This window comes from Paracoccus haeundaensis (genome assembly GCF_006239215.1).
GTDB classification, from domain to species: Bacteria; Pseudomonadota; Alphaproteobacteria; order Rhodobacterales; family Rhodobacteraceae; genus Paracoccus; species Paracoccus marcusii.
The window spans coordinates 1-26,521 of record NZ_VDDC01000034.1 but is presented as its reverse complement, the minus strand read 5'-3'; the positions used below and the strand labels follow the sequence as shown (position 1 = coordinate 26,521).

Sequence of the window (26,521 nt, the reverse complement as noted above, 5' to 3'; positions counted from 1 at the left end):
GCGCGATGACCCGGATGAGTGCCAAGGATTTCCCGCAGGAACTGCTGGAGCTGTACGATTTCTATGCCCACGGCCGCATCACCAAGCGGCAGTTCCTGGACCGGGCTGGCAAGTTCGCGGTCGGCGGCGTCACGGCGCTGGCGCTGTTGAACATGCTGCGGCCGAACTATGCGCTGGCCCAGCAGGTCAGCTTTACCGATCCCGATATCCTTCCCGAATACGTGACCTATCCGTCGCCCGAGGGGCATGGCGAGGTTCGTGCCTATCAGGTGGCCCCGGCGGGCGAGGGGCCCTGGCCCGCGGTCCTGGTGATCCACGAGAACCGCGGCCTGAACCCCTATATCGAGGATGTCGCGCGGCGCCTGGCCAAGGCGGGCTATCTGGCGCTGGCGCCGGACGGGCTGACCTCCAAGGGCGGCTATCCCGGCAATGACGAGGAGGGGCGCGCCCTGCAGGCCGAGGTCGATCCGACCCTGCTGATGAACGATTTCTTTGCGGGGGCCGAACATCTGATGGCGCATGAGCAGTCGACGGGCAAGGTCGGCGCGGTGGGCTTCTGTTATGGCGGGGGCGTATGCAACGCGCTGGCGGTGGCCTATCCGGAACTGGGCGCGTCGGTGCCGTTCTATGGCCGGCAGGCCCCCGTGGCGGACGTTCCCAAGATCGAGGTGCCGCTGCTGTTCCAGTTCGCCGAGATCGACGAGAACGTCAACGCCACCTGGCCCGCCTACGAGGCCGCGCTGAAGGAGGCCGGCAAAACCTACGAGGCGCATGTCTATCCGGGCACCAACCACGGCTTTCACAACGATTCCACGCCGCGATACGACCCCGAGGCCGCGGAACTGGCGTGGCAGCGGACGCTGGACTGGTTCGCCCGCTACCTGGCCTGATCCTTCAGGAAACGGCGCAGCACGGTTTCCAGCTTGGCCGCGCCCAGAGGGGCCATTGCCTTGGTGTGGTCGTGGCTGATCGATTCGTCCGACAGCCCCGCCCCCATGTTGGTGACGACCGAGATTGCCGCCGCCCTGAGGCCCAGGAACCGTGCCAGGATGATCTCGGGCACCGTCGACATGCCCACCGCATCTGCGCCAAGCGTGCGCGCGGCACGGATCTCGGCCGGGGTCTCGAAGCTGGGCCCCGAGAACCAGCAGTAGACGCCCTGGGGCATCTCGACCCCCTCGGCCTCGGCCGCGGCCAGCAGGGCCGCGCGCATCGTAGCGTCATGCGCGTCGGTCATGGGCACGAAGCGCGCGTCGGTCGCCTCTCCGATCAGGGGGTTGGTGCCGGCAAACGCGATGTGGTCGTTCAGCAGCATCAGCCCGCCGGTCGGGATGTCGGGGCGCAGCGACCCGGCGGCGTTGGTCAGGATCAGCTTGTCGCATCCCAAGGCCGCCAGCACCTCCAGCGGCAGACGCATCGCGTCCGCCCGCCCGGATTCATAGTAATGCGACCGCCCCCCGAAGACCGCGACCCGCACCCCCTCCAGCTGGCCGATGACCAGTTGGGGCACATGGCCCGACACGCCCGCATGGGGAAAGCCCGGCAGATCGTCATAGGGGATCGCCACGCCGTCGACGCATGCCGACAGGTGGCCCAGCCCGGACCCCAGGATCAGCCCGTATTCGGGCGCCTCCTGACCCGCGCGGTCGCGGATCAGGGCGGCAAGCTCAGCGCTCCTTGACATAGGGCTCTCCTCCGGCGCGGGGCGGGATGGCGCGGCCGACGAAGCCGGCCAGGATCACCACCGTCAGGATATAGGGCAGCGCGTTCATGAACATGGACGGCACCGTGATGATCCCCAGGTCCAGGTTGGGATAGAGGTTGGCGATCGCCTCCAGCAGGCCGAACAGGAAGGTCGCGAACAGCGCCTGCCACGGCCGCCACTTGGCGAAGATCAGCGCGGCCAGCGCGATGAAGCCGCGCCCGGCGGTCATCTCCTTGACGAAGCCCGCCGACAGGCCGGTCGCCAGATAGGCGCCCGCGATGCCGCACAGCACCCCTGCGATGGCCACCGCGGTATAGCGCAGCCGGGTGACAGACACGCCCGCCGTATCGACCGAGGCGGGGTTTTCCCCCACCGCGCGCAGGCGCAGGCCGAACCGGGTGCGGTACAGCACCCACCACGTGATCGGCACCAGCGCAAAGGCCACATAGACCAGGATCGTCTGCCCCGAGATCAGCCCGGAATAGATCGGGCCCAGCACGGGCACGTCGCGCAGCGCCTCGGCGCCGGGCAGGGTGATCGGGTTGAACCGCCCTGCACCGGTCAGGGCCGGCGTGCGCCCGCCCAGCCCGAAGGCGTTCTGTCCGACCAGCACCGTCAGCCCCGAGGCCAGGAAGTTGATCGCCACGCCCGAGATCAGCTGATTGCCCATGAAGGTGATCGAGGCGAGGCCATGGATCAGCGACAGCGCAAGCGACCCGGCGATGCCCGCGGCCAGGCCCAGCCAGGCGCTGCCGGTGATGTAGGCGACCGATGCGGCGGTGAAGGCCGCCATCAGCATCTTGCCCTCCAGCCCGATGTCGAAGACCCCGGCGCGTTCGGAGTAAAGCCCCGCCAGGCAGGCCAGCAGCAGCGGCGTCATCAGGCGCAGCGCGCTGCCGATGCCCTGCTGGGCGGCGGCGCCGTCGGCAAAGGCCCAGACCAGGCAGATGGCCAGGACGATGATTGCGATCAGCGAGTCGCGGATGTTCATTTCACCGCCCCCCGGCTGGTCCGTTTCATGGTCAGGAACAACCGTTCCAACGGCATGCGGACCATGTTGTCCAGCGCGCCGGTGAACAGGATCACCAGGGCCTGGATGACGATGATCAGCTCACGCGGGATGGTGGTCCACAGCGCCAGCTCTCCGCCACCTTGATACAGGAAGCCGAACAGCAGTGCCGCCAGCAGGATGCCCAGGGGGTGGTTGCGGCCCATCAACGCGACCGCGATGCCGATGAAGCCCGCACCCTCGACCGCGTTCAGGACCAGGCGTTCGGATTCGCCCATCACGTTGTTGATGGCCATCATCCCCGCCAGCGCGCCCGAGATCAGCATGGCGATGACGGTGATGCGCACCGGGTTGATGCCCGCATAGACCGCGCCCGGTTCGGACTTGCCGAAGGCGCGGATCTGATAGCCCAGACGCGTGCGCCAGATCAGCACCCAGATCAGGAAGCAGGCAGCCAGCGCCACCAGGAAGGTCACGTTGACCGGGGTGTTGCGGCCCCATTCAAACCCCATGCCCGCCGCGATGTCGGTCAGCGCGGGCAGGTTCGTGGCCTCGGGAAAGCGGGCGGAGGCCGGGTCCATGCTGCCCGTCGGGCGCAGCTGGTTCACCAGCACATAGTTCAGCGTGGCCGCGGCGATGAAGTTGAACATGATCGTGGTGATCACGATGTGGCTGCCGCGTTTCGCCTGCAGGATCGCGGGGATGAAGGCCCAGGCCGCCCCGAAGGCCGCGGCGCCCAGCATCGCCACCGGCAGGGCGATCGCCCAATGCGGCAGCGGCAGGAACAGCAGCACCAGCGCGACCCCCAGGCCGCCCATCGCCGCCTGCCCCTCGCCGCCGATGTTGAACAGGGCGGCGTGATAAGCGACCATCACCGCCAGCCCCGTGAAGATGAAGTTCGTCGCGTAATACAGCGTGAAGCCCCAGCCATAGCTGGAGCCGAGCGCCCCTTCGACCATCGTGGTCAGCGCCATCCAGGGGCTTTCCCCGATGGCCAGGATCACCAGCGCGGAGATGCCCATCGCCAGCACCAGAGAGATCAGCGGCGTCAGGATGACGTCCGCCCATTTCGGCATCTTGTCCATCAGGCGCGTCCCTCCGGCAGGTCATGGGCGGTTCCCGGCGGGATGCCCGCATCGTCGGGGACGTTCCTAGTGTCGGTGATGCCCGCCATCAGCAGGCCCAGTTCCCCGGTGGTGGTCTGTGCGGGCATGCGTTCGCCCATGATGCGGCCGTCGAACATCACGGCCACGCGGTCCGACAGGGCTAGGATCTCGTCCAGCTCCACGCTGACCAGCAGGATCGCCTTGCCCGCGTCGCGCAGCGCCACGATCTGCTTGTGGATGAACTCGATCGCGCCGATGTCCACGCCACGCGTGGGCTGGCCGATCAGCAGCAGGTCGGGGTTGCGCTCGATCTCGCGGGCGACGACGATCTTCTGCTGGTTCCCGCCCGAGAAGTTGCGCGCCGCCAGGTGGCAGTCGCGCGGGCGCACGTCGAACCGCTCCATCTTGGCCTGGGCGTCGCGGCGGATGGCGTCGTTGTCCATCAGCCAGCCCTTGTTGAACTCGGGCGCGTCGTGCCAGCCGAAGGCCACGTTCTCCCACGCGGCGAAATCCATGATCAGGCCTTCGACCTGACGGTCCTCGGGGATGTGGCCCACGCCGTCGCGGCGGCGCTGACCGGCATCGCAGCCCGATCCGGTCAGGGGCAGGGCGGCGCCGTTCATGCGCACCTCGCCCGTGACCTTGGCGCCCTTTTCCGGGTATCCGCCCAGGATCTCCAGCAGCTGGGTCTGGCCGTTGCCGCTGACGCCCGCGATGCCCAGGATCTCTCCGGCGCGGATGTCCAGGTCGATGCCGCGCAGGCGTTCCACCCCCTCGGCATCGACCATGGTCAGGCCGCGCACCTCAAGGACCGGGGCCTGCGGCCGCGCCGGCTGCTTGTCCACGTTCAGCAGCACCTTGCGGCCGACCATCAGCTCGGCCAGCTGCTCGGGGCTGGTCTGGGCGGTCCGGACCGAGGCGACCATCTCGCCGCGGCGCATCACGGACACGTTGTCGGTGATCTCCATGATCTCGCGCAGCTTGTGCGTGATCAGGATGATCGTCTTGCCCTCGTCGCGCAGCCCCTTGAGGATGCGGAACAGGTGGTCGGCCTCGGCGGGCGTCAGCACGCCGGTCGGTTCGTCCAGGATCAGGATGTCGGCCTGGCGATACAGCGCCTTGAGGATCTCGACCCGCTGCTGGTGTCCGACGGAAAGGTTTTCCACCACCTCGTCGGGGTCCACGTTCAACTGGTATTCGGCGGCCAGGCGCTTCAGGACGCCGCGCGCCTTGGACAGCGACGGGCGCAGCAGGGCGCCATCCTCGACGCCCAGGATGATGTTCTCCAGCACGGTGAAGTTCTGCACCAGCTTGAAGTGCTGGAACACCATGCCGATGCCCGCACGGATCGCGGTCTGGCTGTCGCTGATGCTGATCGGCTTTCCGCCCACCAGGATCTGGCCCGCATCGGGTTTGTAGAACCCGTACAGGATCGACATCAGCGTCGATTTCCCGGCGCCGTTCTCTCCGATGATGCCGTGGATCGTGCCCTTGGGCACGGCCAGGCTGATGTCGCGGTTCGCCTGAACGGCCCCGAACGCCTTCGAGATGCCGCGCAGCTCGATGGCAGCGGGGGCGGCCGTGTCCGACCGCCCCCCCAGCATGTCGCCCGCAGTGGTCATTACGACGCCGGGCAGGCGTTGTCGGTCATGAAGTCATGCACCGTGACCTCGCCCGAGGCGATGGCAGCCTTGGCCTCGTCCACGGCGGCCTGCATCTCGGCGGTGACCAGCTCGGCGTTGTTGTCGTCGACCGCGACGTCCACGCCGCCCGCGGCCAGGTCCATGACCTTGACGCCCGGCTCCAGGTCGGTGCCCGCCGTGAAGGCGTCGAAGACCGCATTGTCCACGCGCTTGACCATCGAGGTCAGGATCTGGCCCGGATGCAGCGCGTTCTGGTTGCTGTCCACGCCGATGGCCAGGATGCCCTCGTCGGCGGCGGCCTGCAGCACGCCGATGCCGGTGCCGCCGGCGGCCGCATAGATCACGTCGGCGCCCTGCGATTTCTGCGCGCGCGCCAGCTCACCACCCTTGACGGGGTCGTTCCAGGCGGCGGGCGTCGTGCCGGTATAGTTGCTGACCAGCGAGCCTTCGGGCTGGACCGACTTGAAGCCTTGGGCAAAGCCGCATTCGAACTTGCGGATCAGCGGGATGTCCATGCCGCCGATGAAGCCGACGGTGCCGGATTCGGACGCCATCCCGGCCATGACGCCGGCCAGATAGCTGCCCTGCTCCTCGGTGAAGACGACCGATTGCACGTTCGGCGCCTCGACCACCATGTCGATGATGGCGAATTTCGTGTCCGGGTAATCGCCCGCGACCTTGGTCAGCACGTCGCCAAAGGCGAAGCCGGTCATGACGATGGGGTTCGATCCGCTTTCGGCTAGGCGGCGCAGGGCCTGTTCGCGCTGTGCCTCGGACTGCATCTCCAGCTCGCGATAGGTGCCGCCGGTCTCCTCGACCCAACGCTGCGCGCCGCCGAACGCCGCCTCGTTGAACGACTTGTCGAACTTGCCGCCCAGGTCATAGATCAGCGCCGGATCGGCCAGCGCCGCACCGGTCGACAGCACGGCCAGGGCAGAGCCCGCCAGCAGCGATTTCATCAGGGACATAAAGGAACCTCATCCTGTTTTTCGCGGGCGATTCAACGGGCCCGCTGATCGCCCGATTAGGGCGCATCGCACAGGGTCCGGTCAACCGCCTTCTTGGGTCGCACGCAGCGTCAGACGCATCACGATCGCGTCCGTCGCAGGCCCGTAATATCGACGCCGGACGCCCGCTTCCAGCCATCCCGTGGCCTGATACAGCCGCCGTGCCGCAAGGTTGTCATGCGCGACCTCCAGAAAGGCCTCCTCGGCCTCCATCGCCGCCGCTTTGCCCGCGAATGCGGCAACCAGCGCGCGGCCCGTGCCCGCCCGCCGCGCCTGCGGGTCCACGGCCACGGTCAGCAACTCGGCCTCGCCGGCGATGGCGCGCCCCATCAGGAAACCGTGCGGCGCCTCGAGCAGGAACGTCCCACGACCCGCCAGAAGGCTGGCGAATTCGTCGGCCGACCAGGGGCGCGGGCTGTCGAAGCACCGCGCATGCAGTGCGGCCAGATCCTCGGGTGTCACGCCAGGATCACCGGGGGCGCATCGCGGGCGGGCGCCGCGTCCGCTGGGCGCAGATAGACCGGCGCGGGGCGGGGCTGCGGCAGATGCGCGCGGGCCGCGGCCAGGCGCGCCACACCCTCGGCAATTCCTGTCGCAGGCGCAGCCTGCGCGGGGCCGGGCGGCAGCGCGCCAGCCGCAGCCTGCTGCGGCCGGCCCTCCGCGCCCTCGGCAAAGTCCTGCCAGATGACCATGTCGCCCCGGCCCGCGATCACCACCCGGCAAGGCCGCGGCAGGCCCCAGGCCAGCGCCTCGGGCGCCTCGACCCCGATGGCGGGGATGCCCAGGGACAGGGCCAGGCCGCGCGCCGCCGCCACCGCCACGCGGATGCCGGTGAAGTTACCCGGCCCCGTGCCGACCCCGATCACATCCAGGTCGCCCCAGCCCAGGCCCGCGCCGGTCAGCATCTCCTCCAGCATCGGCATCAGGCGCTCCGCCTGTCCCTTGGCCATGTCCTCATGGACCGCCGCCAGAACCGCGTCGCCGCGCAGCAAAGCGGCCGCGCAATGCGCGGCCGATGTGTCGAAACCCAGAACCACTGGATCGGGAGTGATCTGGTCAGGCAACGGGCCTGACCTCGACGACCTCGGGGATGTAATGACGCAGCAGGTTCTCGATCCCCATCTTCAGCGTCAGGGTCGAGGACGGGCAGCCCGCGCAGGCCCCCTGCATGTGCAGATAGACGATGCCGCGATCGAAGCCGTGGAAGGTGATGTCGCCGCCGTCCTGCGCAACCGCCGGGCGGACGCGCGTGTCCAGCAGCTCTTTGATCTGCACCACGATCTCGGCGTCCGGGCCTGCTTCATGGGCGACATGGCCGCCGGTGTCCGCCGCCGCGCCCTCGATCGCCGGGGCACCCGACTGGAAATGCTCCATGATCGCGCCCAGCACGGACGGCTTCAGGTGATCCCACGGCACCTGGTCGGCCTTGGTGACGGTCACGAAATCACGGCCCAGAAACACGCCGGTCACGCCGTCCACCGCAAAGATCCGCCGCGCCAGGGGCGATGCGGCCCCGGTCTCGGGGGTCGGGAAATCGGCCGTGCCGCTGCCCAGCACCGTCTCTCCGGGCAGGAATTTCAGCGTTGCGGGGTTCGGCGTCGTCTCGGTCTGGATGAACATGGGGGCGCTCCTTTGATCCCGATATGGCGATCCGGGGCGCTTGGGTCAAGCCGCCGGGGATCTCAGGTGATGGCCTCCAGCCGCTCCTTGGACAGATCGCCGGGCACCAGCGAAATGGCGCAGGGCAGGGCGGTCGGATCGCGCATCAGCCGCGTCAGGACCGGGTTGGTGCTGCTCTTGTCCGAGGACAGGCCCAGCACGACCACGCCGATCTCTCCGTCCTCGGTGATCTGGGCCAGCAGCTCCTCGGCGGTGTCGCCCTCGCGGATGACCAGCTCCGGCTCGACCCCGGGGCGCGACCGCATCCATTTGGCAAAGACCTCGAAATGCGCCTCGATCCGCTCGCGGGCCTCGGCGCGCATCACGTCTGCCACGCCGAATCCGTGCTGGATCTCCTCGGCGGGAATGACCGACAGGATCACGACCGCCGCCCCCTGGGACTTGGCCGCGCGCATCGCGGCGAAGCGCATCGCGTTCAGGCATTCCCTGCTGTCGTCCAGAAGGACCAGAAATTTCCGCATCGTGTCGCCGGGCCTCCGCCTCTTTCGCCCCGACAGTGGCCGAAGTGCCATGCCCGCGCAAGTCAGTGCGCAGGAAAGCGCCGCACCCGTTTCCAATGCTTGCATGTCGTGCTAGTCGCGATGAGGTTGACTGGCGTGAAATGTGCAATGCGGACGGTGTCGTGACGATCCACCATGATTGGGAAAAGGCCGATGCCGCGCATCTGGGACCGCTCAGCGCGCCCCGCATGGCATGGTTCATCGGCGAGGCGCGGGCTCCCGGCGTCAATCCCATGCCGGTCTCCAAGCGCGCGTTCGACCTGATCCTGGTGCTGATCCTGCTGGTGCCGCTGTCGGTCGTGATGCTGACCGTCGCGGGATTATTGCTGCTGCTGCAGGGCCGGCCGATCCTTTATGCCGCGCACCGCATGCGTGCCCCGAACCAGCCCTTCACGCAGTGGAAATTCCGCACCATGCTGTGCGAGGAGGACGATTTCGGGGCCACCGGCGCGCACAAGGCGTGGCGCATCACGCCGATGGGCCGCTTCCTGCGCCGGTCGCGTATCGACGAGCTGCCGCAGCTGTTCAACATCCTGCGCGGCGACATGAGCTTTGTCGGACCCCGCCCGCCGCTGCGCGAATATGTCGAACGCTTTCCTGCCGTCTATGCCCAGGTGCTGCATTCGCGCCCCGGCGTCACCGGGCTGGCCACGCTGATCTATCACCGCCACGAGGACCGCATCTTGGCCCGCTGCAAGTCGGCCGAGGCGACCGAGATGGCCTATTACCGCCGCTGCCTGCCGGCCAAGCTGAAGATCGACCTGATCTATCAGCGCCATCGCAGCCTGCGGCTGGATCTGTGGATCCTGTGGAACACGCTCAAGATCGTGATCTCGCGCCGCGACGAACGTCCGCGCCGTCGCCGTCGCGGTCAGTCCTACCTGCCGATCGGCCCGTCGAAGGGGTCGCAGGGGTAGCCCACCCCGGTCAGGTACAGGCCGTGGGGCGGACAGACCGGCCCGCAGGCCGCCCGGTCGCGCGCCGCCAGCGCCTGTCCCACCCGTTCCGGCGCCCATGATCCCGCGCCGACCCGTTCCAGTGTCCCAACGATGGACCGGACCTGGTTGTGCAGGAAGGACCGCGCGCGCAGGTGAAAGCGGTATTCGTATCCCTGCGGGATGTCCGCGACCTCGATCCTGATCTCGTCCAGCGACTTCAGTGGGCTTTTCGCCTGACAGATCGACGACCGGAAGGTGGTAAAGTCGTGATGCCCGATCAGATGGGCCGCGCCCGCGCGCATCGCATCCACGTCCAGCGGGTTCAGCACCTGCCACACTTGTCCGCGCCCATGCGTCAGCGGCGCCCGCCGCGCCACCAGCCGGAACAGATAGCGCCGCTCCACGGCCGAAAACCGGGCGTGGAAATCATCCGGCACCCGCGCCGCCCGCAGGATGGCGACGGGCGCGGGCTTCAGGTGCCAGTTCAACGCCTCGGACAGGCGGAAGGGGTCCCAGTCGCGATCCAGGTCGGCATGGGCCACCTGTCCGGTGGCATGCACGCCCGCATCGGTGCGCCCGGCGGCCGCGATGCGGCGGGTGGCGAAAGCGGGGTCCAGCCGCGCCAGCGCGGTTTCGATCGCGCCCTGGACGCTGGGCTGGTCGGCCTGCGCCTGCCATCCGGCAAAGGGCGCGCCGTCATATTCGACCTGCAGGGCAAAGCGGGGCATCAGTCGCGCGGGACCTTCTGTCCCGGGAACGGGGTGCGCAGCAGATCGTCCAGCGTCTGCGCCTCCGCGCTTTGCAGGGCGGGGCGTTCGGCAGGGTCGACGCGCGTCGCGGCGCCGGTCAGCCCCTCGCGGGCCAGCCGGTCGCGCAGGACCGACATCTCGACATCCAGCGCATCGCGGTCGCCGTCCATCAGCCGGTCGGCGCGGGCGATGAAGTCCTTTTCCAGATCGTCCAGGAACACCTCATAATCCCGCCGCGCCTTCTGGTCCTGCGTCCGCGCATAGAGGTCGGCAAAGCGGATCGTCGCGTCGCGCGCGCCCATCAGGTAGACGCCCAGATAGCGCCGCGCGGATGCCAGCCCGGCGGGATTGTCGCGCACCCGGTCGAACAGGTGCCGCACGGATGCGTCGAACATCGCCACGCGCGCGACCAGCCGGCGGTCGCCGCTGCGCGCGATCGCGTCGCGCATCTGGTCCAGATGGCCCTCGGCCTCGTCGATCATGCGCTGTGCGCGATCCTGCTGAAAGCTGTTCACGCCCGCCGCGGTCTTGTCGCGCCACGGGTCAAGGCCGAAGGACAGCTGGTGCAGGGCCAGACCGGCCATGCCGATCAACCCGGCCTCGGCCCAGACCCCCGGTTCGGCGGCCCCCAGGCCCAATCCGATCCCTGCCAGCACGCCGCCGAACAGCTTGCGCGGAATGGCCGGGCGCTTGGCCACGCGACGCGCGGCATAGGTCGCCTGCGCGACCAGCCCCTCGCGCGTCAGGACCATGCCGCTTGCAACCAGGCCGAAGGCTGCAAGGTCGGTGACCATCCCCGTGGCCCCCTGGAAGAACGCCCCCAGCAGGAAGGGCGTCGCCGCCAGGGTAATCCACTTGGGCCGACCCTCGTGCGGGTGGCGGGGGGTGGGGGGCAGGGATGCGCCCGGGCGCGTCCCCGGCTGCGCGTCGGGCGAAAAGCGCCCGCCGAAACGTTGCGACATGATGCCCCCTCAGCCCGCGCCGGCCAGGGCCGCGTACAGCGTCAGCAGCAGCAGCAGGTAAAAGCTCAGCCGGCTTTTGGCAGTGGGCGACATGGTGATCCTTTCGGGCATCGTTCGCCCTTATATCGGCATCGGGGGCGCGATTTCAAACAGCCGGTCCAGCGCGGCCGTCAGCGGCGCGTCGTCAGCCAAGGCCAGCCGCACGGGCAGCGCCATCACCTTGGGGCGGAAAGGGCGGGGCAGGCGGGCCGCGTCCTTTTCGGTGGTGACCAGCTGCGCGCCGACCAGCCGGGCCTCGGTCTCCAGCCGGGTCAACAGCGCCGGGGTGAAGGGCTGATGGTCGTCCAGCGCCTCGGCCCGGACGATCTGGGCGCCCAGGCCCGTCAGGGTGGCAAAGAACTTCTCGGGGTGGCCGATGCCGGCAAAGGCCAGCACCCGGTGGCCGCGCCAGTCGAACCCCATCTGCAACGGTGCCAGCTGACCGCGCAGATGCACGGGCGCGCCGGGGGGCGGGGCAAAGCCCGCCTGCGCCGCATCGGGTCCGATGGACAGCAGCAGGTCGGCGCGCGCCAGCCCCACGGCCACCGGCTCGCGCAGCGGACCCGCGGGGATGCACAGCCCGTTGCCGAACCCCTTGGCCGCGTCCACCACGACAATGCCCAGATCATGCGCCAAGGCCGGGTCCTGGAAGCCGTCGTCCAGGATGATCGCCTGCGCGCCGTCGGCCGCCGCGGCCCGCGCCCCCGCCACGCGGTCGCCCGCGACCCAGACCGGGCCGAACGCCGCCATCAGCAGGGGCTCGTCCCCGGTCAGGGCCGCGTCGTGGCGCCGTTCGTCCACGCGCAGCGGCCCTGTGGCCGACCCGCCATAGCCCCTGGATACGACATGCGCCGCCACCCCGCGCGCCGCCAGCGCCATCTGCAGGTGGATCACCGTGGGCGTCTTGCCGGTGCCGCCCGCGTTCAGGTTGCCCACGCAGATGACCGGCACGCCGACCCGCGCCCGCGCACCCTGCGCCAGGCGGCGGGCCGTGGCGCGGGCATAGGCCGCCCCCAGGGGCGCCAGCAGGCGGGCCGTGGCGGTGGGCGGGCTGTGGAACCAGAAGCCGGGGGCGCGGGTCACCGTCATGGGGCGGGGCTTTCGACAGGGTCCAGGGCGGCGATCACCCGGTCAGCGATGCGGATCGCGACATCGGCGCCGCCGGTGCTGACCATCCAGGCATTGCTGGCCAGCGTGGCGATGGTTTCCGGCTGGGTCAGTTCGGTGACGGCCTGGGCCAGGTCGTCGGCGGTGCGGACCTGACGCACCGCATGGGCGCCGGTCAGCTGCTGCCATTCGGTCGCATGCGGTCCGGCCTGCGGCCCGTGCACGATCGCCGATCCCAGGGCCGCGGGTTCGAAGGGGTGGCGCATCGCGTCGGCGTCGCCCGACAGGGTGCCGCCCATGAAGCTGACGGGTGCCAGCCGGTACCACAGGCCCATCTCGGTCGGGCCGTCGGTCAGCAGGACCTGGATCTCGTCGCCGAAATCCTCGTCCTCGCTGCGACGGGCGACGGTCAGGCCGCAGGCCTCGATGTCGCGGGCCAGGCCGTCGATGCGCCTTGGATCATCGGGCGCGATGATCAGCAGGGCCCGGTGCGAGCGGCGCAGGGCGGCCTGATGGGCGGACAGGATGGCCTGCTCCTCGGCCGGGGGCAGGCTGGCCGCGAACCAGGCGTGGCGGCCGTTCATCTGCTGGGCCATCGATGCCCGTTCGGTTTCCGAACAGCGCAGCGGTTCGCGGATCTCGGATACGGGGCCGGTCATCGCCAGATCGCCCGCGCCCAGGCCCATGCGCCGGGCCAGATCGAGGCTGGTCGCGTCGCAGACCATCACCGCCCGCATCTGCGACAGCAACTGGCGACGCATCCGGGCATGCAGGCCCCAGCCCAGATCGTTGCCGGTCAGCCGGAATTCGGCCAGGATGACCGGGATCTGGCGCGCGACGGCGGCCGCGATCAGCGCCGGCGGCAGGTCGGTGCCCAAGAGCAGGACGGCACGCGGCCTTGCCCGGTCCAGCACCTGCGACACCAGCGCGGGGTCGTCGCCCGGATCGTCCGGTCCCTGGACCGACAGGCGCACCAGGCGCAGGCCGGGCCGCGCGCGCGACAGGCGGCCCAGGATCTGGGGTTCGGCGCGCAGGGCGTCGGCGCTGGTGTGGATCGCCAGCGCAGGGCCGGTGCCGGCGGGGATGGCGGGCAGGGCGGGGCCGTCGCCGCGGCGGCCGCGCAGATGCAGCCACAGCCCCAGCTGGCCCAGCCCGGACCCCGCCGTGGCCATCAGTCGCCCAGTTCCTCGGTCGCGCTGACGGCGCGTTCCTCGTCGCGCAGGCGGTGCAGATGGGCGATGAAATAGCGGGTATGGGCGCTGTCGACGGTGCGCTGCGCCTCGGATTTCCAGGCGGCGAAGGCGCTGTCGTAATCGGGGAAGATGCCGACCATGTGGATCTGCGAGGGGTCGCGGAACTTGGTGCTGGACGGGTCGACCAGCTCTCCTCCGAAGACAAGATGCAGACGTTGGGACATGGGACCTCCAAGGGGATGTGCAGGGATGGGAACGGCCGCGACCCTAGCGCGCGACCGCCCGGGATTGAAGCGCAAACGCGTAAAACTGGACGCGTTCGGCCTTTGCCAGCCGCCCCCGCGCGCCCCTATGCTGGGGTGAGGGCAGAAGCCCGGAACCATCGCGGGGACGGGGTGTGCCCGCAGCGCGGCCGCGATCCGGCGCCTTGGCGGGCCGGTCGCGCGCCGCAACCGACGCCGTCAGCCCCTATCGCCCGCCAGTTCCAGGATCACCGTCCATTCCGCATCGCTGACCGGCTGCACGGACAGGCGCGAATTGTTCACCAGCACCATGTCGCGCAGCCGGGGTTCGGCCTTGGCCTCGTCCAGGCTGATCGCGCGGGGCAGCTTGCGCACCGCGCGGATGTCCACGCATTCCCATTTCGGGTCGGACGCGGTGGTGTCGGGATGGGCCGGGGCGATCACCTCGACGATGCCCACGGCCTCCTTGCCGATGTTGGAATGATAGAACAGGCCCAGTTCGCCCACCTGCATCGCGCGCATGTTGTTGCGCGCCTGATAGTTGCGCACCCCGTCCCATTGTTCCCCCGCGTCGCCCCGGGCGACCAGGTCGTCCCAGCCGAAGACGTCGGGTTCGGACTTGAACAGCCAATGCGCCATCAGCCGATGACCTTGTTCCAGGCGATCACGTCGACCGAGGCGAACAGCCCCGCCGCCTTGTAGGGATCGGCCGCGGCCCAGGCCTGCGCGGCGTCCAGATCGTCGGTGTCCAGGACGACCAGCGATCCGCACATCTGCCCGTCCTCCATCAGGGGACCGGCCATCGCCACGATGCCGCTGTCGCGGATATGGGCCAGATGGGCGTCGCGGGTGTCCAGGCGGACTTGCAGCGCACCGGGCTTGTCCCGGCAGATCACGGCGAACAGGGGCATCATTCCTCCTTCAGGGGTCGGCTCAGCAGGTGGTCCATGGCCTTTTCCACCGAAACGCGCCCCTCGGCAAGGCGGGCGACCATCGCGGCGATGGGCAGGTCCAGCCCGTCGCGCGCCGCCATCAGCGCCAGGGCGCGGGCGGTGGCGGCACCTTCGACGGTGGTCGCGCTGTCCCAGGCCGATCCCGACCCGATCGCACAGCCGAACCGGAAGTTCCGCGACCCCGCAGAGGTGCAGGTCAGCGTCAGGTCGCCCAGGCCGGACAGACCGGTCAGCGTCTCGGGCCGCGCGCCCAGATGGATGGCCAGCCGCGTCATCTCGGCAAAGCCGCGGGTGATGATGGCGGCGCGCGCGCTGTCGCCCAGGCCCGCGCCGATCACCGTGCCCGCGGCGATGGCGATCACGTTCTTCAGCGCGCCACCCAGTTCGGCCCCGGTCACGTCCGTCGTGCGGTAAAGCCGCAGGACCGGCGTCGACAGGCGGTCCTGCAGCACCTGCGCCGCGGCCCCGTCCGCACAGGCCAGCGTCAGCGCCGTGGGCAACCCACGCGCGATGTCGGCGGCGAAGGACGGCCCGGTCAGGACCGCCACCACCGCATCGGGCGCCGCCTGCGCGATCAGCGCCGATGGTCCGGTCAGATGCTGCAGGTCGATCCCCTTGGCGGTGCTGACCAGCGCCTTGCCCGCCAGGCGCGGGCCCTGTTCGTCCAGGAACGACCCCAGGGCCTGCGCGGGCAGCGCCAGCAGGATCGTGTCGCAGGCCAGCGCGGCGTCCAGGTCCTGCGTCACGGTCACCGCATCGGGCATGGCCACGCCGGGCAGACGCGGGTTTTCCCCCTGCCAGTCGATGCGGCGGCCCCACAGGGTCACCGGCCTGTTAGCGGTCAGCGCCACGGCCAGCGCCGTGCCAAAGGCGCCCGCGCCCAGAATGCCGATCATGCCTTGGCCCCCCGCTTGCCGCTGCCCAGCATGGGCGCGGCGCCCTGATCCAGCGGCCAGCGCGGGCGCGCCGACAGCGTCATGTCGTCGCGCTGACCCATGCGGAACCGCTCGATCCCGGCCCATGCGATCATCGCGCCGTTGTCGGTGCACAGGCGCAGGGGCGGGGCCAGGAACCGCGCGCCGGCGCGTGCCGCGACCTGTTCCAGCGCCGCGCGAATCTCGCCGTTCGCGGCGACGCCCCCGGCGACGGCCAGCACCGGCACCGGCGACAGCGCCAGCGCGCGGCGCGACTTTTCCGCCAGCACATCGGCGACGGCCGACTGGAAGGCCGCGCACAGGTCGCGCCGGTCGGCGGCGCGCAGGCCCCCCTGATCCGCGATCAGCGTGTCGCGGGCGCGCAGCACAGCGGTCTTCAGCCCCGAAAAGCTCATATCGCAGCCGGGGCGGTCCAGCAGCGGGCGGGGCAGGGGGATGCGATGGGCGTCGCCGCCTGCCGCCTCGGCCTCGACATGCGGGCCGCCGGGCTGCGGCAGGGCCAGCAGTTTCGCGACCTTGTCAAAGGCTTCTCCGGGCGCGTCGTCGATGGTGCCGCCTAGGCGGGTGAAGGCGTCCGGCCCGTCCACGCGCAGGAACTGGCAATGCCCGCCCGACACCAGCAGCATCAGATAGGGATAGTCGACCCCGTCGGTCAGACGCGGGGTCAGCGCGTGGCCCGCCAGGTGGTTCACTCCCACCAGCGGCAGGCCGGTGCCGGCGGCGATGCCCTTGGCGCACATCACGCCCGCCATCACGCCGCCGATCAGGCCGGGCCCGGCGGTGACCGCGACGCCCGTCAGCGCGTCCAGACCCAGCCCGGCATCAGCCAGCGCCTGTTCGACGACCAGGTCCAGGCGTTCGGCATGGGCGCGGGCCGCGATCTCGGGCACGACGCCGCCGAAATCGGCATGCAGGTCGGACTGGCTGCTGACCACGCTGGACAGGATGCGCCGGTCGCCGGTGACCACCGCGGCGGCGGTGTCGTCGCAGCTGCTCTCGATGCCCAGAAAGATCGTCTCGGTCATGGCTCTTGCCCGGATGAGGGGGGACGCGTACCCACAGGGGCGTAACACCCGCCCGACAGGATGCCAATGCCGCCCGCGCCCCGCCCGATCCTGCTGATGACCCGCCCCGGCGACGATTCCGAGCGTACCGCCGCGCGGATCGGCGTGGATGTCATCGTGGCACCGATCCTGCAGATCGTGCCGGTGGACCATGACGGCGCGGCCCTGGCACGGGCGCCCGGTCTGGTCTTCACCTCGGCCCATGCGGTGGCGTCCGCGGGGCCCGGGCGCGGCCGGCCCGCGATCTGCGTCGGTGAACGTACGGGCCAAGTGGCGCGCGACGCGGGATTCGCGGTGATCCAGGGGGCGGGCACCGCCGACAGCCTGGCGCCCCTGATCGCGGCCAGCCCGGTTCCGTTGGTCCATCCGCATGGGCGGCACCTGGCACAGCGGCTGGCTGTGCCGGGGGTCGTGGTCTATGACCAGCGGCCCCAGCCCCTGACGGCCCGCGCCCGCGCGGCGCTGATGGGCGCGCGCCCGGTGGTGGTGCCGGTCTATTCGCCGCGATCGGCGCGGCTTCTGGCGGGAATGGCGACGGGGGCGCGGGCGCCCTTGTGGCTGGTCGCGATCAGCGATGCCGCGGCCGCGGCCTGGACCGCGCCCGCCGCGCGCCGGGCGGTCGCCGACCAGCCGTCAGGGCGGGCGATGGATGCGGCAATCCGCGCGATGCTGGCGGCGGAACAAAGCTGAGATGGGCGGGTTGAGCGTTCAGCCCGCGCTGATTAGGCTGCGGCCGGCGCATGTGCCGCGCGACCGCCATCCATACGGGCACAAGACGGGGACAGGGACGTGAAGACACCGAAAGACACCACCAACGGGGACAAGTCCCCGGCCAACGAATCCACTACCGGACCCGAGATCCGCAAGATCCCTGCCCATGTCGGCGTGATCGACCACGCGCCCGTAGGCGCAGGCACCCCCGCGCAGGCGGGCCAGCCCGGAGAGGTTCGCCCCGCGTCGTCGGCCTTGGTGGGCGACAGCACCGACACCATGCCCGCGGCGGAGAAGAAGCCCGTGCCCGGCACGCGTGCGACGGCTGCGCCGAAGGACATCCCCTTCGCCCCGACATCCGATCAGCCCAAATCCGATCATCCCAAGACCGACAGCGTGCCCCCGCACACGACGCCCGCGAGAGCGGCGGCGCCGGTGCGCAAGACCGGCTTCTGGCCCGTGGTCCTGGGTGGCGTCGTCGCGGCCGGGCTGGGGTCCGCTGCCACGATCTATGCGCTGCCGCATCTGCCCGCGGGTTGGGTGCCTGCCGCGCCGATGGCGCAGCAGGGTGACGATCAGGCGATGATCGACGCAGCCTCGCAGGCCGGACGCGAGGCCGCCGAACAGGCGATCGCCGCGGCCCCGGCTGCCGGTGGCGTGCCCGACGATCTGATGCCCCGCATCGAGGCGCTGGAGGAGCAGGTCGCGGCCCTTGGTCAGCCCGCCCCCGAATCGGACGCCCCGCAGGCCGATGGCGACGCGACGCCGGCTGCTGGCACGGAGGAGCTTGCCGCCCTGCGCGACCGTCTGGACGAACAGCAGGCCCGCCTGGACGAACTGGCGGCCCGCCCGGCCTTCGACCCTGAGGCCGCAGCCGAATTGCAGCAGCAGATCGAGGCAGCCGCCGCCGAGGCGCAGTCCAGCTTGGACCAGACCCGCGCCCAGGCCGAGGAGCTGCAGAGTGCCGCCACCGAAAGCACCCGCCGGGCCGAGGCCGTGGCCGCCATCGCGGCGCTGCAGACCGCGCTGGACGCGGGCGTGACGCCCGACCAGGCTCGCGAAGCGCTGGAAGGTGCGGGGCTGGACACGCCCGAAGCGCTGCAGGCGCAGGTACCCAGCCTGACCGAACTGCAGGCCGATTTCCCCGAGGCCGCGCGTGCCGCGCTGCGCGCTAGCCTGCGCAACACCAGCGCCAGCGGCGAGGGGAACCTGCTGACCAACTTCCTGCGCGCCCAGACGGGCGCCCGGTCGGTCGAGCCGCGCGAGGGCGACGATGCCGACGCGATTCTGTCGCGGGCCGATGCCGACGTGCAGGCGGGCCGGATCGACGCCGCGCTGACGCAGATGCAGGCCCTGCCGGAGCCCGCCACGGCAGCTCCCGCGATGGCCGACTGGCTGTCCCGCGCAACCGCCTATTCCCAGGCACGGGCGGCATTGTCCGACCTGTCCTCGGGCACGAACTGAGGGCCGCCCGATGCTGTTGTCACTGCTGAAAATCCTGTTCTTCTTTGCCGTCGTCCTGGCCTTGGCCCTGGGGGCGGTCCACCTGTCCGAAACCGGGCAGGTGCTGCGCATCGAATATGGCGGCATCGAATACGCGCTGTCGCCGCTGAAGGCGCTGGTGGCGCTGTTCGTGCTGATGATCGCCGCCTGGCTGATCTTCAAGCTGCTGGGGCTGGCACTGGCCGTCCTGCGGTTCCTGGTGGGCGACGAAACCGCCATCAACCGCCATTTCGCCCGCTCGCGCGAGCGCAAGGGTTATGCCGCCTTTGGCGAGGGCATGCTGGCCGTCGCCTCGGGCGAGGGGAAGCTGGCGCAGGACAAGGCCGCGAAGGCCGCGAAGTACCTGAACCAGCCGCATCTGACGAACCTTCTGGCCGCGCAGGCGGCCGAAACGTCGGGCGACACCGGCAAGGCCATCGGCATCTATCGCACGCTGCTGGACGACGACCGCACCCGCTTTGTGGGCATCCGCGGGCTGATGCGCCAGAAGCTAGCCGAGGGTGACACCCACAAGGCGCTGCTGCTGGCGCAGAAGGCCTATGCGCTGAAGCCGCGCCACAAGGAGGTTCAGGACACTCTGCTGGACCTGCAGACCCGGGAACAGGACTGGAAGGGTGCCCGCCGGACTCTGAAGGACAAGCGCACGCAGGGCGACCTGCCCAAGGACGTGGCGCTGCGCCGCGATGCCGTCCTGGCCCTGCAGGAGGCCAGCGACGTGCTGGCGCAGGGCAATTCCATCAGCGCGCGCGAGGCGGCGATTTCGGCCGCCAAGGCGTCGCCGGACCTGGTCCCCGCCGCCGTTCTGGCCGCGCGCAGCTATGTCGCGCAGAAGGATTACCGCAACGCCTCGCGGATCCTGGAGAAGACCTGGTCGGTGCGCCCGCATCCCGACGTCGCGGCCGCCTATGCCGAGATCGTCCCGGACGAGACCCCGGCCGCCCGCCTGCGCCGCTTTGACGCACTGATCAAGAAGAACGCCGATCACGAGGAAACCCGCCTGCTGAAGGCCGAACTGCTGCTGGCCGCAGAGGACTTTCCCGGCGCGCGCCGCGCCTTGGGCGATCTGGCGGAAAAGCATCCGACCGTACGGACTCTGTCGATAATGGCTGCCGTCGAACGCGGCGAGGGTGCCGACGACAGCGTCGTGCGTGGCTGGCTGACCCGTGCCCTGTCGGCATCGCGTGGACCCCAGTGGTGCTGTGACAAGTGCCACAACGTCATGCAGGCCTGGGCCCCGGTCTGCGACAGCTGTGGTGGCTTTGACACGCTGACCTGGCGCGAGCCCGAGACGCGGCACAGCACGACATCGGCCACCGGGGCCGAGATGCTGCCGCTGCTGGTCGGTGCGCCCAAGCCCGCGGATGACGTGCCAGACCTGACCGAACCCGTGCAGCCGCACCCGCCCGGCCCGGCAGAGCCCGAAGGCAAGCCCGCCCCGCGTCGGGTCGAGCAGGCGGTCGTCGCCCCCGGTATGGTCCCGCGCGAAAGCGACTATCGGGTCATCGACGAGCCGTCCTCGACCGTGACCACGCCCGAGCCCGTGCTGGTCACCGAGCCGGAGCCCATGCCCCAGCCCGCGCCGCAGCCCGAACCGGAGCAGACTGTCACCCCGGCCGCGGAACCGGTCATGGTCCGCCCCGATGTCGAACCGACTGATGCGGCGGACTGGACGGACACCCGCGCACGACGCTGATCCGGTGATGCGAATTTTTCACAGCTGACCCCTTTTCGTCATGGCGCGAAGATGCTATCCGCGCGCCATGACCAGAATGCCGCAGTAGCTCAGCTGGTAGAGCACATCATTCGTAATGATGGGGTCGGGGGTTCGAGTCCCTTCTGCGGCACCATGGTCCGACAGTCAAAGGCCGCCCTTCGGGGCGGCCTTTGTCGTTCTAGAGCGACAGGGCAGGGGTGCGCCCGCTGTCCTCCAGGTCCCAGGCCGCCTGCCATGCGCCCTTGCGGCGGTCCAGCACCAGGAAGTTGCGCTGCGCGATGTAGCGGTGGCGCTGTCCGGGCAGCGGCCGGATGCGGATCGGATGTTCCGGCAGCGGGTCCTCTCCCAGCCAGGCCAACGCGCCCAGGAACCGGGCCCAGCCCTTTGGCGGCGCACGATGCGCGATGCCCGACGCCACCAGCTGATGCAGGTGCAGCCCGCCGCCCAGGTTCATCTCGGCCCGCGTGGCCAGGTGGATCTCGCCTGACAGGGCGGTCACGTCATGGCCGTCGCGGCGCGCCATGTCGCGCACCAGGCGCAGGATGCGGCGCCATTCGTCGCGATGGGTGCGGCTTTGCCACTGGTCGCGCAGGTCGTCCTCGTATTTCTGCATCCGCGGAATGGCCACCATCAGCGATTCCAGGATCGACATGCGCGGCCCCAGCAAGGGCACGCTGGACATCAGCATGGTGCGGCCCTGCGTCTGGCGACGCGCCTCCGCGTCCATCATCTGCCAGCCGCCCGGCCCCATGATGTCGCGCCGCGTGCGTTCGGACCGCATGTCGGGCGCCAGCAGCCGCAGGCCGGGCGCGTTGATGACCCAGCCCAGATGCCCGCCCTGCGGGTCGGCGAAGCGGGCGGGCAGATCGCCCGCCACGGTGCCGTGCTGGAACAGAAGGAAGCTGTCTCGCGCGGCGGCGAACAGCGCCTTTCCCACTGCCGATTCGGTACGCGACCGGGGAAGCGAGCCCCACCCGTCGCAGATGTCGTGATCGTCCCACTGCATCAGCGACGGCACCCGTGCGGCAAGCCAGGCCAGCTCGGGCGCACCATAAAGCGCGGCATAGCGGTCGAAGAACCGCTGGCGCAGATGCGCACGAAGGCCGTCCAACGCCTGGGGCGACGGGCTGTCGGGCACGCGGTCGGGCCAGTCGTCGCTGAGCGGGTGGCCCTCGGTGACCTCGTCGGCATAGACCTGATCGCCACCATGCAGCAGCAGCGCGAAGGGCGTGCGGCGGTGGTTGTCGCGCAGGCGCGCCCACATGGCGTTGCGCTCGGACCCCTCGCGGTCCATGTCGCCGACCTCCTCGCCGTTGCACGAGACATAGGCCAGCCGCAGATCCCCGGTCAGATCGCCCGCGACCTCGAACCGCTGGCCATCCCAGTCATAGGTCGAGGCCCGGTCCGCCGGCAGCGCAAATCGCGCCCGCCAGACGGTTGCGCCGTCATAGCGGGCCAGCGCCACAGGCGCGACCGGACCTGAGGGCGCGGCGACCGGGGCCGGGGGCTGATCGCCCGGCATGATGAACAGGGCCGACAGCGACATCCGCCCCAGGGCGACGTCGTCAAGCAGCAGGATCGGGCCGATGGGGCGGGTGATCTGGATGGACATGCCGATCAGCTAAGGCGGAACCTGCGGCTTCGCAATTCGCGATCGTGCCGCAGGCGATCACATCAGGCGGCGTCCTGCCGGGGTGCCGCGCGACACAGCATGCCGAACAGGTCGCGCGGGTCGTCGGGATCGGCGATCATGTCCAGGTCCAGGAACAGCCCTGTGCCCTGCAGGCGCTTGTGGATGTGGCGCAGGGCGCTGAAATCCTCGATCGCGAATCCCACGCTGTCGAACAGGGTGACCTGGTCGGCGCGGGTGCGGCCGGGCACGTGGCCCGCGATGACCTGCCACAGTTCGGTCACGGCATGGTCGGGGTCCAGCTGCTGGATCTCTCCCTCGACGCGGGTCTGGGGCGGGTATTCGACAAAGATCCCGGCGCGCAGCAGGATGTCCCGGTGCAGTTCGGTCTTGCCGGGGCAATCGCCGCCGACCGCGTTTAGATGCACGCCCGCGCCCACCATGTTGTCCGACAGGATGGTCGCATATTGCTTGTCCGCGGTGCAGGTCGTCACGATCTGCGCGCCCAGGATCGCCTCCTCGGCACTGGCACAGGGGACAACGCGCAGCCCGCGCCCGGCCAGGTTCGCCACGCATTTCGCGGTGGCGGCAGGATCGATGTCGTAGAGGCGCACCTCGGCGATGCCGCAGATCGCCTTGAAGGCCAGAGCCTGGAACTCGGCCTGCGCGCCATTCCCGATCATCGCCATCACCCGCGAATCGTGCGGGGCCAGCCAGCGGGCGGCCATGGCGCTGGTCGCGGCGGTGCGCAGCGCGGTCAGGATGGTCATCTCGGACAGCAGCAGCGGATAGCCGGTCGCGACATCGGCCAGCACGCCAAAGGCGGTGACCGTCTGCAGCCCCTGGCGCATGTTGCCGGGATGGCCGTTCACGTATTTGAACCCGTAATGCTGTCCGTCCGACGTCGGCATCAGTTCGATCACGCCGATGTCGGAATGGCTGGCGACGCGGGGGGTCTTGTCGAAATCGGGCCAGCGGCGAAAGTCGGCCTCGATCGCGTCGGCCAGTTCGACCAGCAGCGGCTCGATGCCCACGTGATGGACCAGCTGCATCATGTGATCGACGCTGACAAAGGGAACAAGCGCCTGGCGCGAGGGCGGGGTCATCGGTCTTCTCCTGCAGGGTTTCGTCCATGATGCTGCGCGATATGGGTCGGTTTCAACTGGACAGGCAGCAGGAATGGCGGGATCATTGCCCATATTGGCAGGGAATGGTGCCATTATGGACGATTTGGATCAGGCGCTGATCGCGCAGCTGCGCCGCGACGGGCGGGCCTCGGTGCTGCACCTGGCGGACAGGCTGGGCGTCAGCCGCGCGACCGTCCGCCTGCGCCTGGCCCGGCTGCTGGAGCGGCAGGAGATCCTGGGTTTCACCGCCATCACCCGCGCCGATGCGCAGGATGCGCCGGTCCGCGGCCTGATGCTGATCGGGATTGAGGGGCGGGGCGCAGACCGCATCATGGCCCGCCTGACCGCGATGGCGCAGGTGACGGCGGTGCATTCGACGAACGGGCGGTGGGATCTGATCGTGGACTTGGCGGCGGGGTCGCTGTCGGAACTGGACGACGTCCTGCGCCGCATCCGCGACCTGGACGGCGTCATGACATCCGAGACGAACCTGATCCTGTCCACCCGCCGCGCAAGCACCCGCTAGACCAGCGCGCGATACAGGTCCAGCATGCGCATCAGCGCCCTGTCGAACCCGTCCGGATCGGGCGCAGCCGCATCCCAACTGCGCGACAGGACGCAGCCGGCCTGATAGCCTTGCGGCAGCGTCGCGTCCGACCCTAAGGCGATGGGCCTCGTGTCAAAGCCATGTCCCGGCAGGCCGTCCCGCGTGCGTGCCGCCCGGTCGCGCAGATGGCGCAGGCCGGCGTCGTGGCCATGCTCGCGCAGCGCGTCCGCCGCGCCATGCTGCAGCGACAGCACGATCCGTTCGTCCGGGGCGTTCACGAAGCAGGCGACGTAAAGCCCGTGGCGCATGCTGCGCGTCACATGCGGCGCGAACCACGCGACCCAGGGCACCGCCGCCCAACCCGGCGCGCCGGTGCTGGCCCGCACCAGAAGGCGTTCGGGACGCCCGGCCACCGCCGCCCGCGCCAGCGCCGCCACGTCGCGGCGAAAGAACCCGGCCAGCGGATGCCCGGCCACCGGTTCGACCCGCGCGAACGCATACCGCCGCGCCGTCAGGGACAGCGCGGCGGCAAGCCGGTCCGGGTCGGGCGCGGGCGCGGTCAGACCAGCCGCCCTTCCTCCATCGCCGCGCGGACGAAGCCTGCGAACAGGGGCGCGGGTTCGAAGGGCTTGGATTTCAGCTCGGGGTGGGACTGCACGCCGATGAACCACGGGTGGTCGGCATATTCCACGACCTCGGGCAGCTTGCCGTCGGGCGACATGCCCGAAAAGCGCAGGCCCGCGGCCTCCAGCTGCGCGCGATAGGTCGCATCGACCTCATAGCGGTGACGGTGGCGATCCTCGATCTCGGTTGCGCCGCCGTAGACGTCCGAAATCCGCGACCCCTGGGACAGGACGGCGGTGTAGGAGCCGAGGCGCATGGTGCCGCCCTTGTCGTCGCCGACCTTGCGGCTGACGGTATAGTTCCCCTGCACCCATTCCTTGAGGTGATAGACGACCGGGGTGAACCGCGTCTGCCCGGCCTCGTGGTCGAACTCCTCGGAACCCGCGTCGGGCATGTCGGCCAGGTTCCGCGCGGCCTCGATCACGGCCATCTGCATCCCCAGGCAGATCCCCAGATAGGGCACCTTCTTCTCGCGGGCATAGCGGGCGGCGGCGACCATCCCCTCGGTCCCGCGTTCGCCGAAGCCGCCGGGCACGATGATGCCGTGATAGCCGTCCAGAAGATGCGCGCCCTCTCCCTCCAGCTTCTCGCTGTCGACCCAGTCGGCCTTGACGCGGACCTTGTTGGCCATGCCGCCATGGGTCAGCGCCTCGGCGATGGATTTGTAGGCGTCCTCCAGCTGGGTGTACTTGCCGACGATGGCGATGTTCACCTGCCCCTCGGCATGCTCCAGCCGGTCCATCACGTCCTCCCACCGCGACAGGTCGGGGCGCGGCGCGGGGCTGATCTGGAAAGCGTCCAGCACGGCACGGTCCAGGCCCGCGCGATGATAGGCCAGGGGCGCCTGATAGATGGTCTTGAGGTCATAGGCCGGGATGACCGCATCGGGACGCACGTTGCAGAACAGCGCGATCTTGGCGCGTTCCTTTTCCGGAATCGGGTGTTCCGAGCGGCAGACCAGCACGTCGGGGGCCAGGCCGATGGACTGCAGCTCCTTGACGCTGTGCTGGGTCGGCTTGGTCTTCAGCTCTCCGCTGGCGGCCAGATAGGGCAGCAGCGTCAGGTGCATCAGGATGCATTCGCCGCGCGGCCGCTCGTGGATGAATTGGCGGATCGCCTCGAAGAAGGGCAGGCCCTCGATGTCGCCGACCGTGCCGCCGATCTCGCACAGCATGAAGTCGACCTCGTCGTCGCCGATCGCAAGGAAGTCCTTGATCTCGTTGGTGACATGCGGGATCACCTGGATGGTCTTGCCCAGGTATTCGCCCCGGCGTTCCTTCTCCAGCACGTTGGAATAGACGCGCCCGCTGCTGATGCTGTCGGTGCGGCGCGCGGCGACGCCGGTGAATCGTTCGTAATGGCCCAGGTCCAGGTCGGTCTCGGCCCCGTCATCGGTGACGAAGACCTCGCCATGCTCGAACGGGCTCATCGTGCCGGGGTCGACGTTCAGATACGGGTCCAGCTTGCGCAGCCGGACGGTGAACCCCCGGGCCTGCAGCAGCGCCCCCAACGCCGCCGAAGCCAGCCCCTTGCCAAGCGAGGATACGACGCCGCCGGTGATGAAGATGTAACGCGCCATGAGGCCCCCGTGATGTGCAATTCTGTCTTAGCGGGCCGTCCGAATGACGACGATCACGGGACCCACGAAATAACCGATTCGCCCCGTGGCCGCAACGGACCGCAAGTGGAAGGGGGGCGCCTGGCGCCCCCCGCAGTGGTGTCTGTCGTCAGTTCGCCGGTGCGGGCGCGGTGTCCGGGGTGGCGGGTTCCGCCGCGGCGTCGGGCGCCGCCGCCGGGGCCGTCGCGGCGGGTGCCGGGGCGTCGGGGGCAGGC

At 69.9% G+C, this 26,521-nt stretch carries 28 protein-coding genes and 1 tRNA gene; 7 read left to right on the top strand and 22 right to left on the bottom strand.

Going from position 1 to position 26,521, the window contains the following annotated elements; genetic code table 11:
- Positions 1–5: 5 nt before the first annotated feature.
- Positions 6–890: a YghX family hydrolase gene (gene yghX / locus FHD67_RS15885; RefSeq protein WP_045983273.1), complete on the top strand. Its 885-nt coding sequence runs from the start codon at positions 6–8 to the stop codon at positions 888–890.
- On the opposite strand, the gene FHD67_RS15880 is transcribed toward yghX, so the two are convergent.
- The 9 genes from FHD67_RS15880 to FHD67_RS15840 all read right to left on the bottom strand — a co-directional run bounded on the left by FHD67_RS15880 (position 878) and on the right by FHD67_RS15840 (position 8,611).
- Positions 878–1,684, bottom strand: a complete 807-nt coding sequence (locus FHD67_RS15880) for a purine-nucleoside phosphorylase (RefSeq protein WP_139599276.1) — start codon at positions 1,682–1,684, stop codon at positions 878–880. The genes yghX and FHD67_RS15880 overlap by 13 nt on opposite strands.
- Positions 1,668–2,696, bottom strand: a complete 1,029-nt coding sequence (locus FHD67_RS15875; RefSeq protein WP_139599275.1) for an ABC transporter permease — start codon at positions 2,694–2,696, stop codon at positions 1,668–1,670. The genes FHD67_RS15880 and FHD67_RS15875 overlap by 17 nt, the downstream gene beginning before the upstream one ends.
- The gene (locus FHD67_RS15870; RefSeq protein WP_046001311.1) at positions 2,693–3,799 is read right to left on the bottom strand and encodes an ABC transporter permease; all 1,107 of its coding nucleotides are present in this window, start codon (positions 3,797–3,799) and stop codon (positions 2,693–2,695) included. Before FHD67_RS15870 ends, FHD67_RS15875 begins: the two co-directional genes overlap by 4 nt.
- On the bottom strand, positions 3,799–5,442 hold the full coding sequence (locus FHD67_RS15865) for an ABC transporter ATP-binding protein (protein ID WP_246071322.1): 1,644 nt from the start codon (positions 5,440–5,442) through the stop codon (positions 3,799–3,801). Before FHD67_RS15865 ends, FHD67_RS15870 begins: the two co-directional genes overlap by 1 nt.
- Positions 5,442–6,431 (bottom strand): BMP family lipoprotein, encoded by a 990-nt coding sequence (locus FHD67_RS15860; protein ID WP_046001312.1) that lies wholly within the window; start codon positions 6,429–6,431, stop codon positions 5,442–5,444. Before FHD67_RS15860 ends, FHD67_RS15865 begins: the two co-directional genes overlap by 1 nt.
- 81 nt (positions 6,432–6,512) lie before the next feature.
- A complete protein-coding gene (locus tag FHD67_RS15855) occupies positions 6,513–6,932 on the bottom strand; it encodes a GNAT family N-acetyltransferase (RefSeq protein WP_139599274.1) in 420 nt (139 codons plus the stop codon).
- Positions 6,929–7,534 (bottom strand): tRNA (adenosine(37)-N6)-threonylcarbamoyltransferase complex dimerization subunit type 1 TsaB, encoded by a 606-nt coding sequence (gene tsaB / locus FHD67_RS15850; RefSeq protein ID WP_246071321.1) that lies wholly within the window; start codon positions 7,532–7,534, stop codon positions 6,929–6,931. The genes FHD67_RS15855 and tsaB overlap by 4 nt, the downstream gene beginning before the upstream one ends.
- Positions 7,527–8,090 (bottom strand): NifU family protein, encoded by a 564-nt coding sequence (locus FHD67_RS15845; protein ID WP_046001314.1) that lies wholly within the window; start codon positions 8,088–8,090, stop codon positions 7,527–7,529. The genes tsaB and FHD67_RS15845 overlap by 8 nt, the downstream gene beginning before the upstream one ends.
- Before the next feature lie 62 nt (positions 8,091–8,152).
- On the bottom strand, positions 8,153–8,611 hold the full coding sequence (locus tag FHD67_RS15840) for a universal stress protein (protein WP_042250295.1): 459 nt from the start codon (positions 8,609–8,611) through the stop codon (positions 8,153–8,155).
- 161 nt (positions 8,612–8,772) lie between these two features.
- Here FHD67_RS15840 and FHD67_RS15835 point away from each other — a divergent pair, with 161 nt between their 5' ends.
- A complete protein-coding gene (locus FHD67_RS15835) occupies positions 8,773–9,567 on the top strand; it encodes a sugar transferase (RefSeq protein WP_084693897.1) in 795 nt (264 codons plus the stop codon).
- On the opposite strand, the gene truA is transcribed toward FHD67_RS15835, so the two are convergent.
- From truA to tsaD, 9 genes are all read right to left on the bottom strand, one after another.
- On the bottom strand, positions 9,528–10,316 hold the full coding sequence (gene truA / locus FHD67_RS15830; protein WP_139599273.1) for a tRNA pseudouridine(38-40) synthase TruA: 789 nt from the start codon (positions 10,314–10,316) through the stop codon (positions 9,528–9,530). The genes FHD67_RS15835 and truA overlap by 40 nt on opposite strands.
- Entirely contained in the window at positions 10,316–11,299 is a 984-nt protein-coding gene (locus tag FHD67_RS15825; protein ID WP_139599272.1) for a 5-bromo-4-chloroindolyl phosphate hydrolysis family protein, read from the bottom strand. The genes truA and FHD67_RS15825 overlap by 1 nt, the downstream gene beginning before the upstream one ends.
- Positions 11,300–11,419: 120 nt before the next feature.
- The gene (lpxK, locus tag FHD67_RS15820) at positions 11,420–12,427 is read right to left on the bottom strand and encodes a tetraacyldisaccharide 4'-kinase (protein WP_139599271.1); all 1,008 of its coding nucleotides are present in this window, start codon (positions 12,425–12,427) and stop codon (positions 11,420–11,422) included.
- Positions 12,424–13,617: a 3-deoxy-D-manno-octulosonic acid transferase gene (locus FHD67_RS15815; protein ID WP_139599270.1), complete on the bottom strand. Its 1,194-nt coding sequence runs from the start codon at positions 13,615–13,617 to the stop codon at positions 12,424–12,426. The genes lpxK and FHD67_RS15815 overlap by 4 nt, the downstream gene beginning before the upstream one ends.
- A complete protein-coding gene (locus tag FHD67_RS15810; protein WP_045983303.1) occupies positions 13,617–13,862 on the bottom strand; it encodes a DUF4170 domain-containing protein in 246 nt (81 codons plus the stop codon). Before FHD67_RS15810 ends, FHD67_RS15815 begins: the two co-directional genes overlap by 1 nt.
- Before the next feature lie 237 nt (positions 13,863–14,099).
- Positions 14,100–14,519, bottom strand: coding sequence for an EVE domain-containing protein (locus FHD67_RS15805; RefSeq protein WP_046001318.1), 420 nt, complete (start codon positions 14,517–14,519; stop codon positions 14,100–14,102).
- On the bottom strand, positions 14,519–14,791 hold the full coding sequence (locus FHD67_RS15800) for a YciI family protein (protein WP_045983301.1): 273 nt from the start codon (positions 14,789–14,791) through the stop codon (positions 14,519–14,521). The genes FHD67_RS15805 and FHD67_RS15800 overlap by 1 nt, the downstream gene beginning before the upstream one ends.
- Complete coding sequence (locus FHD67_RS15795; protein ID WP_139599269.1) at positions 14,791–15,729, bottom strand: NAD(P)H-dependent glycerol-3-phosphate dehydrogenase; 939 nt, start codon at positions 15,727–15,729, stop codon at positions 14,791–14,793. The genes FHD67_RS15800 and FHD67_RS15795 overlap by 1 nt, the downstream gene beginning before the upstream one ends.
- Positions 15,726–16,793, bottom strand: a complete 1,068-nt coding sequence (gene tsaD / locus FHD67_RS15790; RefSeq protein WP_139599268.1) for a tRNA (adenosine(37)-N6)-threonylcarbamoyltransferase complex transferase subunit TsaD — start codon at positions 16,791–16,793, stop codon at positions 15,726–15,728. The genes FHD67_RS15795 and tsaD overlap by 4 nt, the downstream gene beginning before the upstream one ends.
- A 66-nt stretch (positions 16,794–16,859) precedes the next feature.
- Here tsaD and FHD67_RS15785 point away from each other — a divergent pair, with 66 nt between their 5' ends.
- The 4 genes from FHD67_RS15785 to FHD67_RS15770 all read left to right on the top strand — a co-directional run bounded on the left by FHD67_RS15785 (position 16,860) and on the right by FHD67_RS15770 (position 20,893).
- Complete coding sequence (locus FHD67_RS15785) at positions 16,860–17,522, top strand: uroporphyrinogen-III synthase (protein WP_139599267.1); 663 nt, start codon at positions 16,860–16,862, stop codon at positions 17,520–17,522.
- 99 nt (positions 17,523–17,621) lie between these two features.
- The gene (locus FHD67_RS15780; RefSeq protein ID WP_139599266.1) at positions 17,622–19,007 is read left to right on the top strand and encodes a hypothetical protein; all 1,386 of its coding nucleotides are present in this window, start codon (positions 17,622–17,624) and stop codon (positions 19,005–19,007) included.
- A 10-nt stretch (positions 19,008–19,017) separates the two neighbouring features.
- Positions 19,018–20,739 (top strand): heme biosynthesis protein HemY, encoded by a 1,722-nt coding sequence (locus tag FHD67_RS15775; RefSeq protein WP_139599265.1) that lies wholly within the window; start codon positions 19,018–19,020, stop codon positions 20,737–20,739.
- A 78-nt stretch (positions 20,740–20,817) separates the two neighbouring features.
- Positions 20,818–20,893: transfer RNA gene (locus FHD67_RS15770), tRNA-Thr, on the top strand.
- 45 nt (positions 20,894–20,938) lie between these two features.
- Here FHD67_RS15770 and FHD67_RS15765 read toward each other — a convergent pair.
- The gene (locus tag FHD67_RS15765; protein ID WP_139599264.1) at positions 20,939–22,372 is read right to left on the bottom strand and encodes an alkaline phosphatase D family protein; all 1,434 of its coding nucleotides are present in this window, start codon (positions 22,370–22,372) and stop codon (positions 20,939–20,941) included.
- A gap of 62 nt (positions 22,373–22,434) precedes the next feature.
- Positions 22,435–23,496 (bottom strand): ornithine cyclodeaminase, encoded by a 1,062-nt coding sequence (locus tag FHD67_RS15760; protein WP_139599263.1) that lies wholly within the window; start codon positions 23,494–23,496, stop codon positions 22,435–22,437.
- 115 nt (positions 23,497–23,611) lie between these two features.
- Here FHD67_RS15760 and FHD67_RS15755 point away from each other — a divergent pair, with 115 nt between their 5' ends.
- On the top strand, positions 23,612–24,043 hold the full coding sequence (locus FHD67_RS15755) for an Lrp/AsnC family transcriptional regulator (RefSeq protein ID WP_046001327.1): 432 nt from the start codon (positions 23,612–23,614) through the stop codon (positions 24,041–24,043).
- On the opposite strand, the gene FHD67_RS15750 is transcribed toward FHD67_RS15755, so the two are convergent.
- Together FHD67_RS15750 and FHD67_RS15745 are read right to left on the bottom strand one after the other, a co-directional pair.
- Positions 24,040–24,735 carry an MrcB family domain-containing protein gene (locus tag FHD67_RS15750; RefSeq protein ID WP_139599262.1) on the bottom strand — a complete coding sequence of 232 codons (696 nt, stop codon included), beginning with the start codon at positions 24,733–24,735 and terminating at the stop codon, positions 24,040–24,042. The two genes, FHD67_RS15755 and FHD67_RS15750, sit on opposite strands and share 4 nt — an antisense overlap.
- The gene (locus tag FHD67_RS15745) at positions 24,624–26,267 is read right to left on the bottom strand and encodes a CTP synthase (RefSeq protein WP_045983291.1); all 1,644 of its coding nucleotides are present in this window, start codon (positions 26,265–26,267) and stop codon (positions 24,624–24,626) included. The genes FHD67_RS15750 and FHD67_RS15745 overlap by 112 nt, the downstream gene beginning before the upstream one ends.
- Between the last annotated feature and the right edge of the window lie 254 nt (positions 26,268–26,521).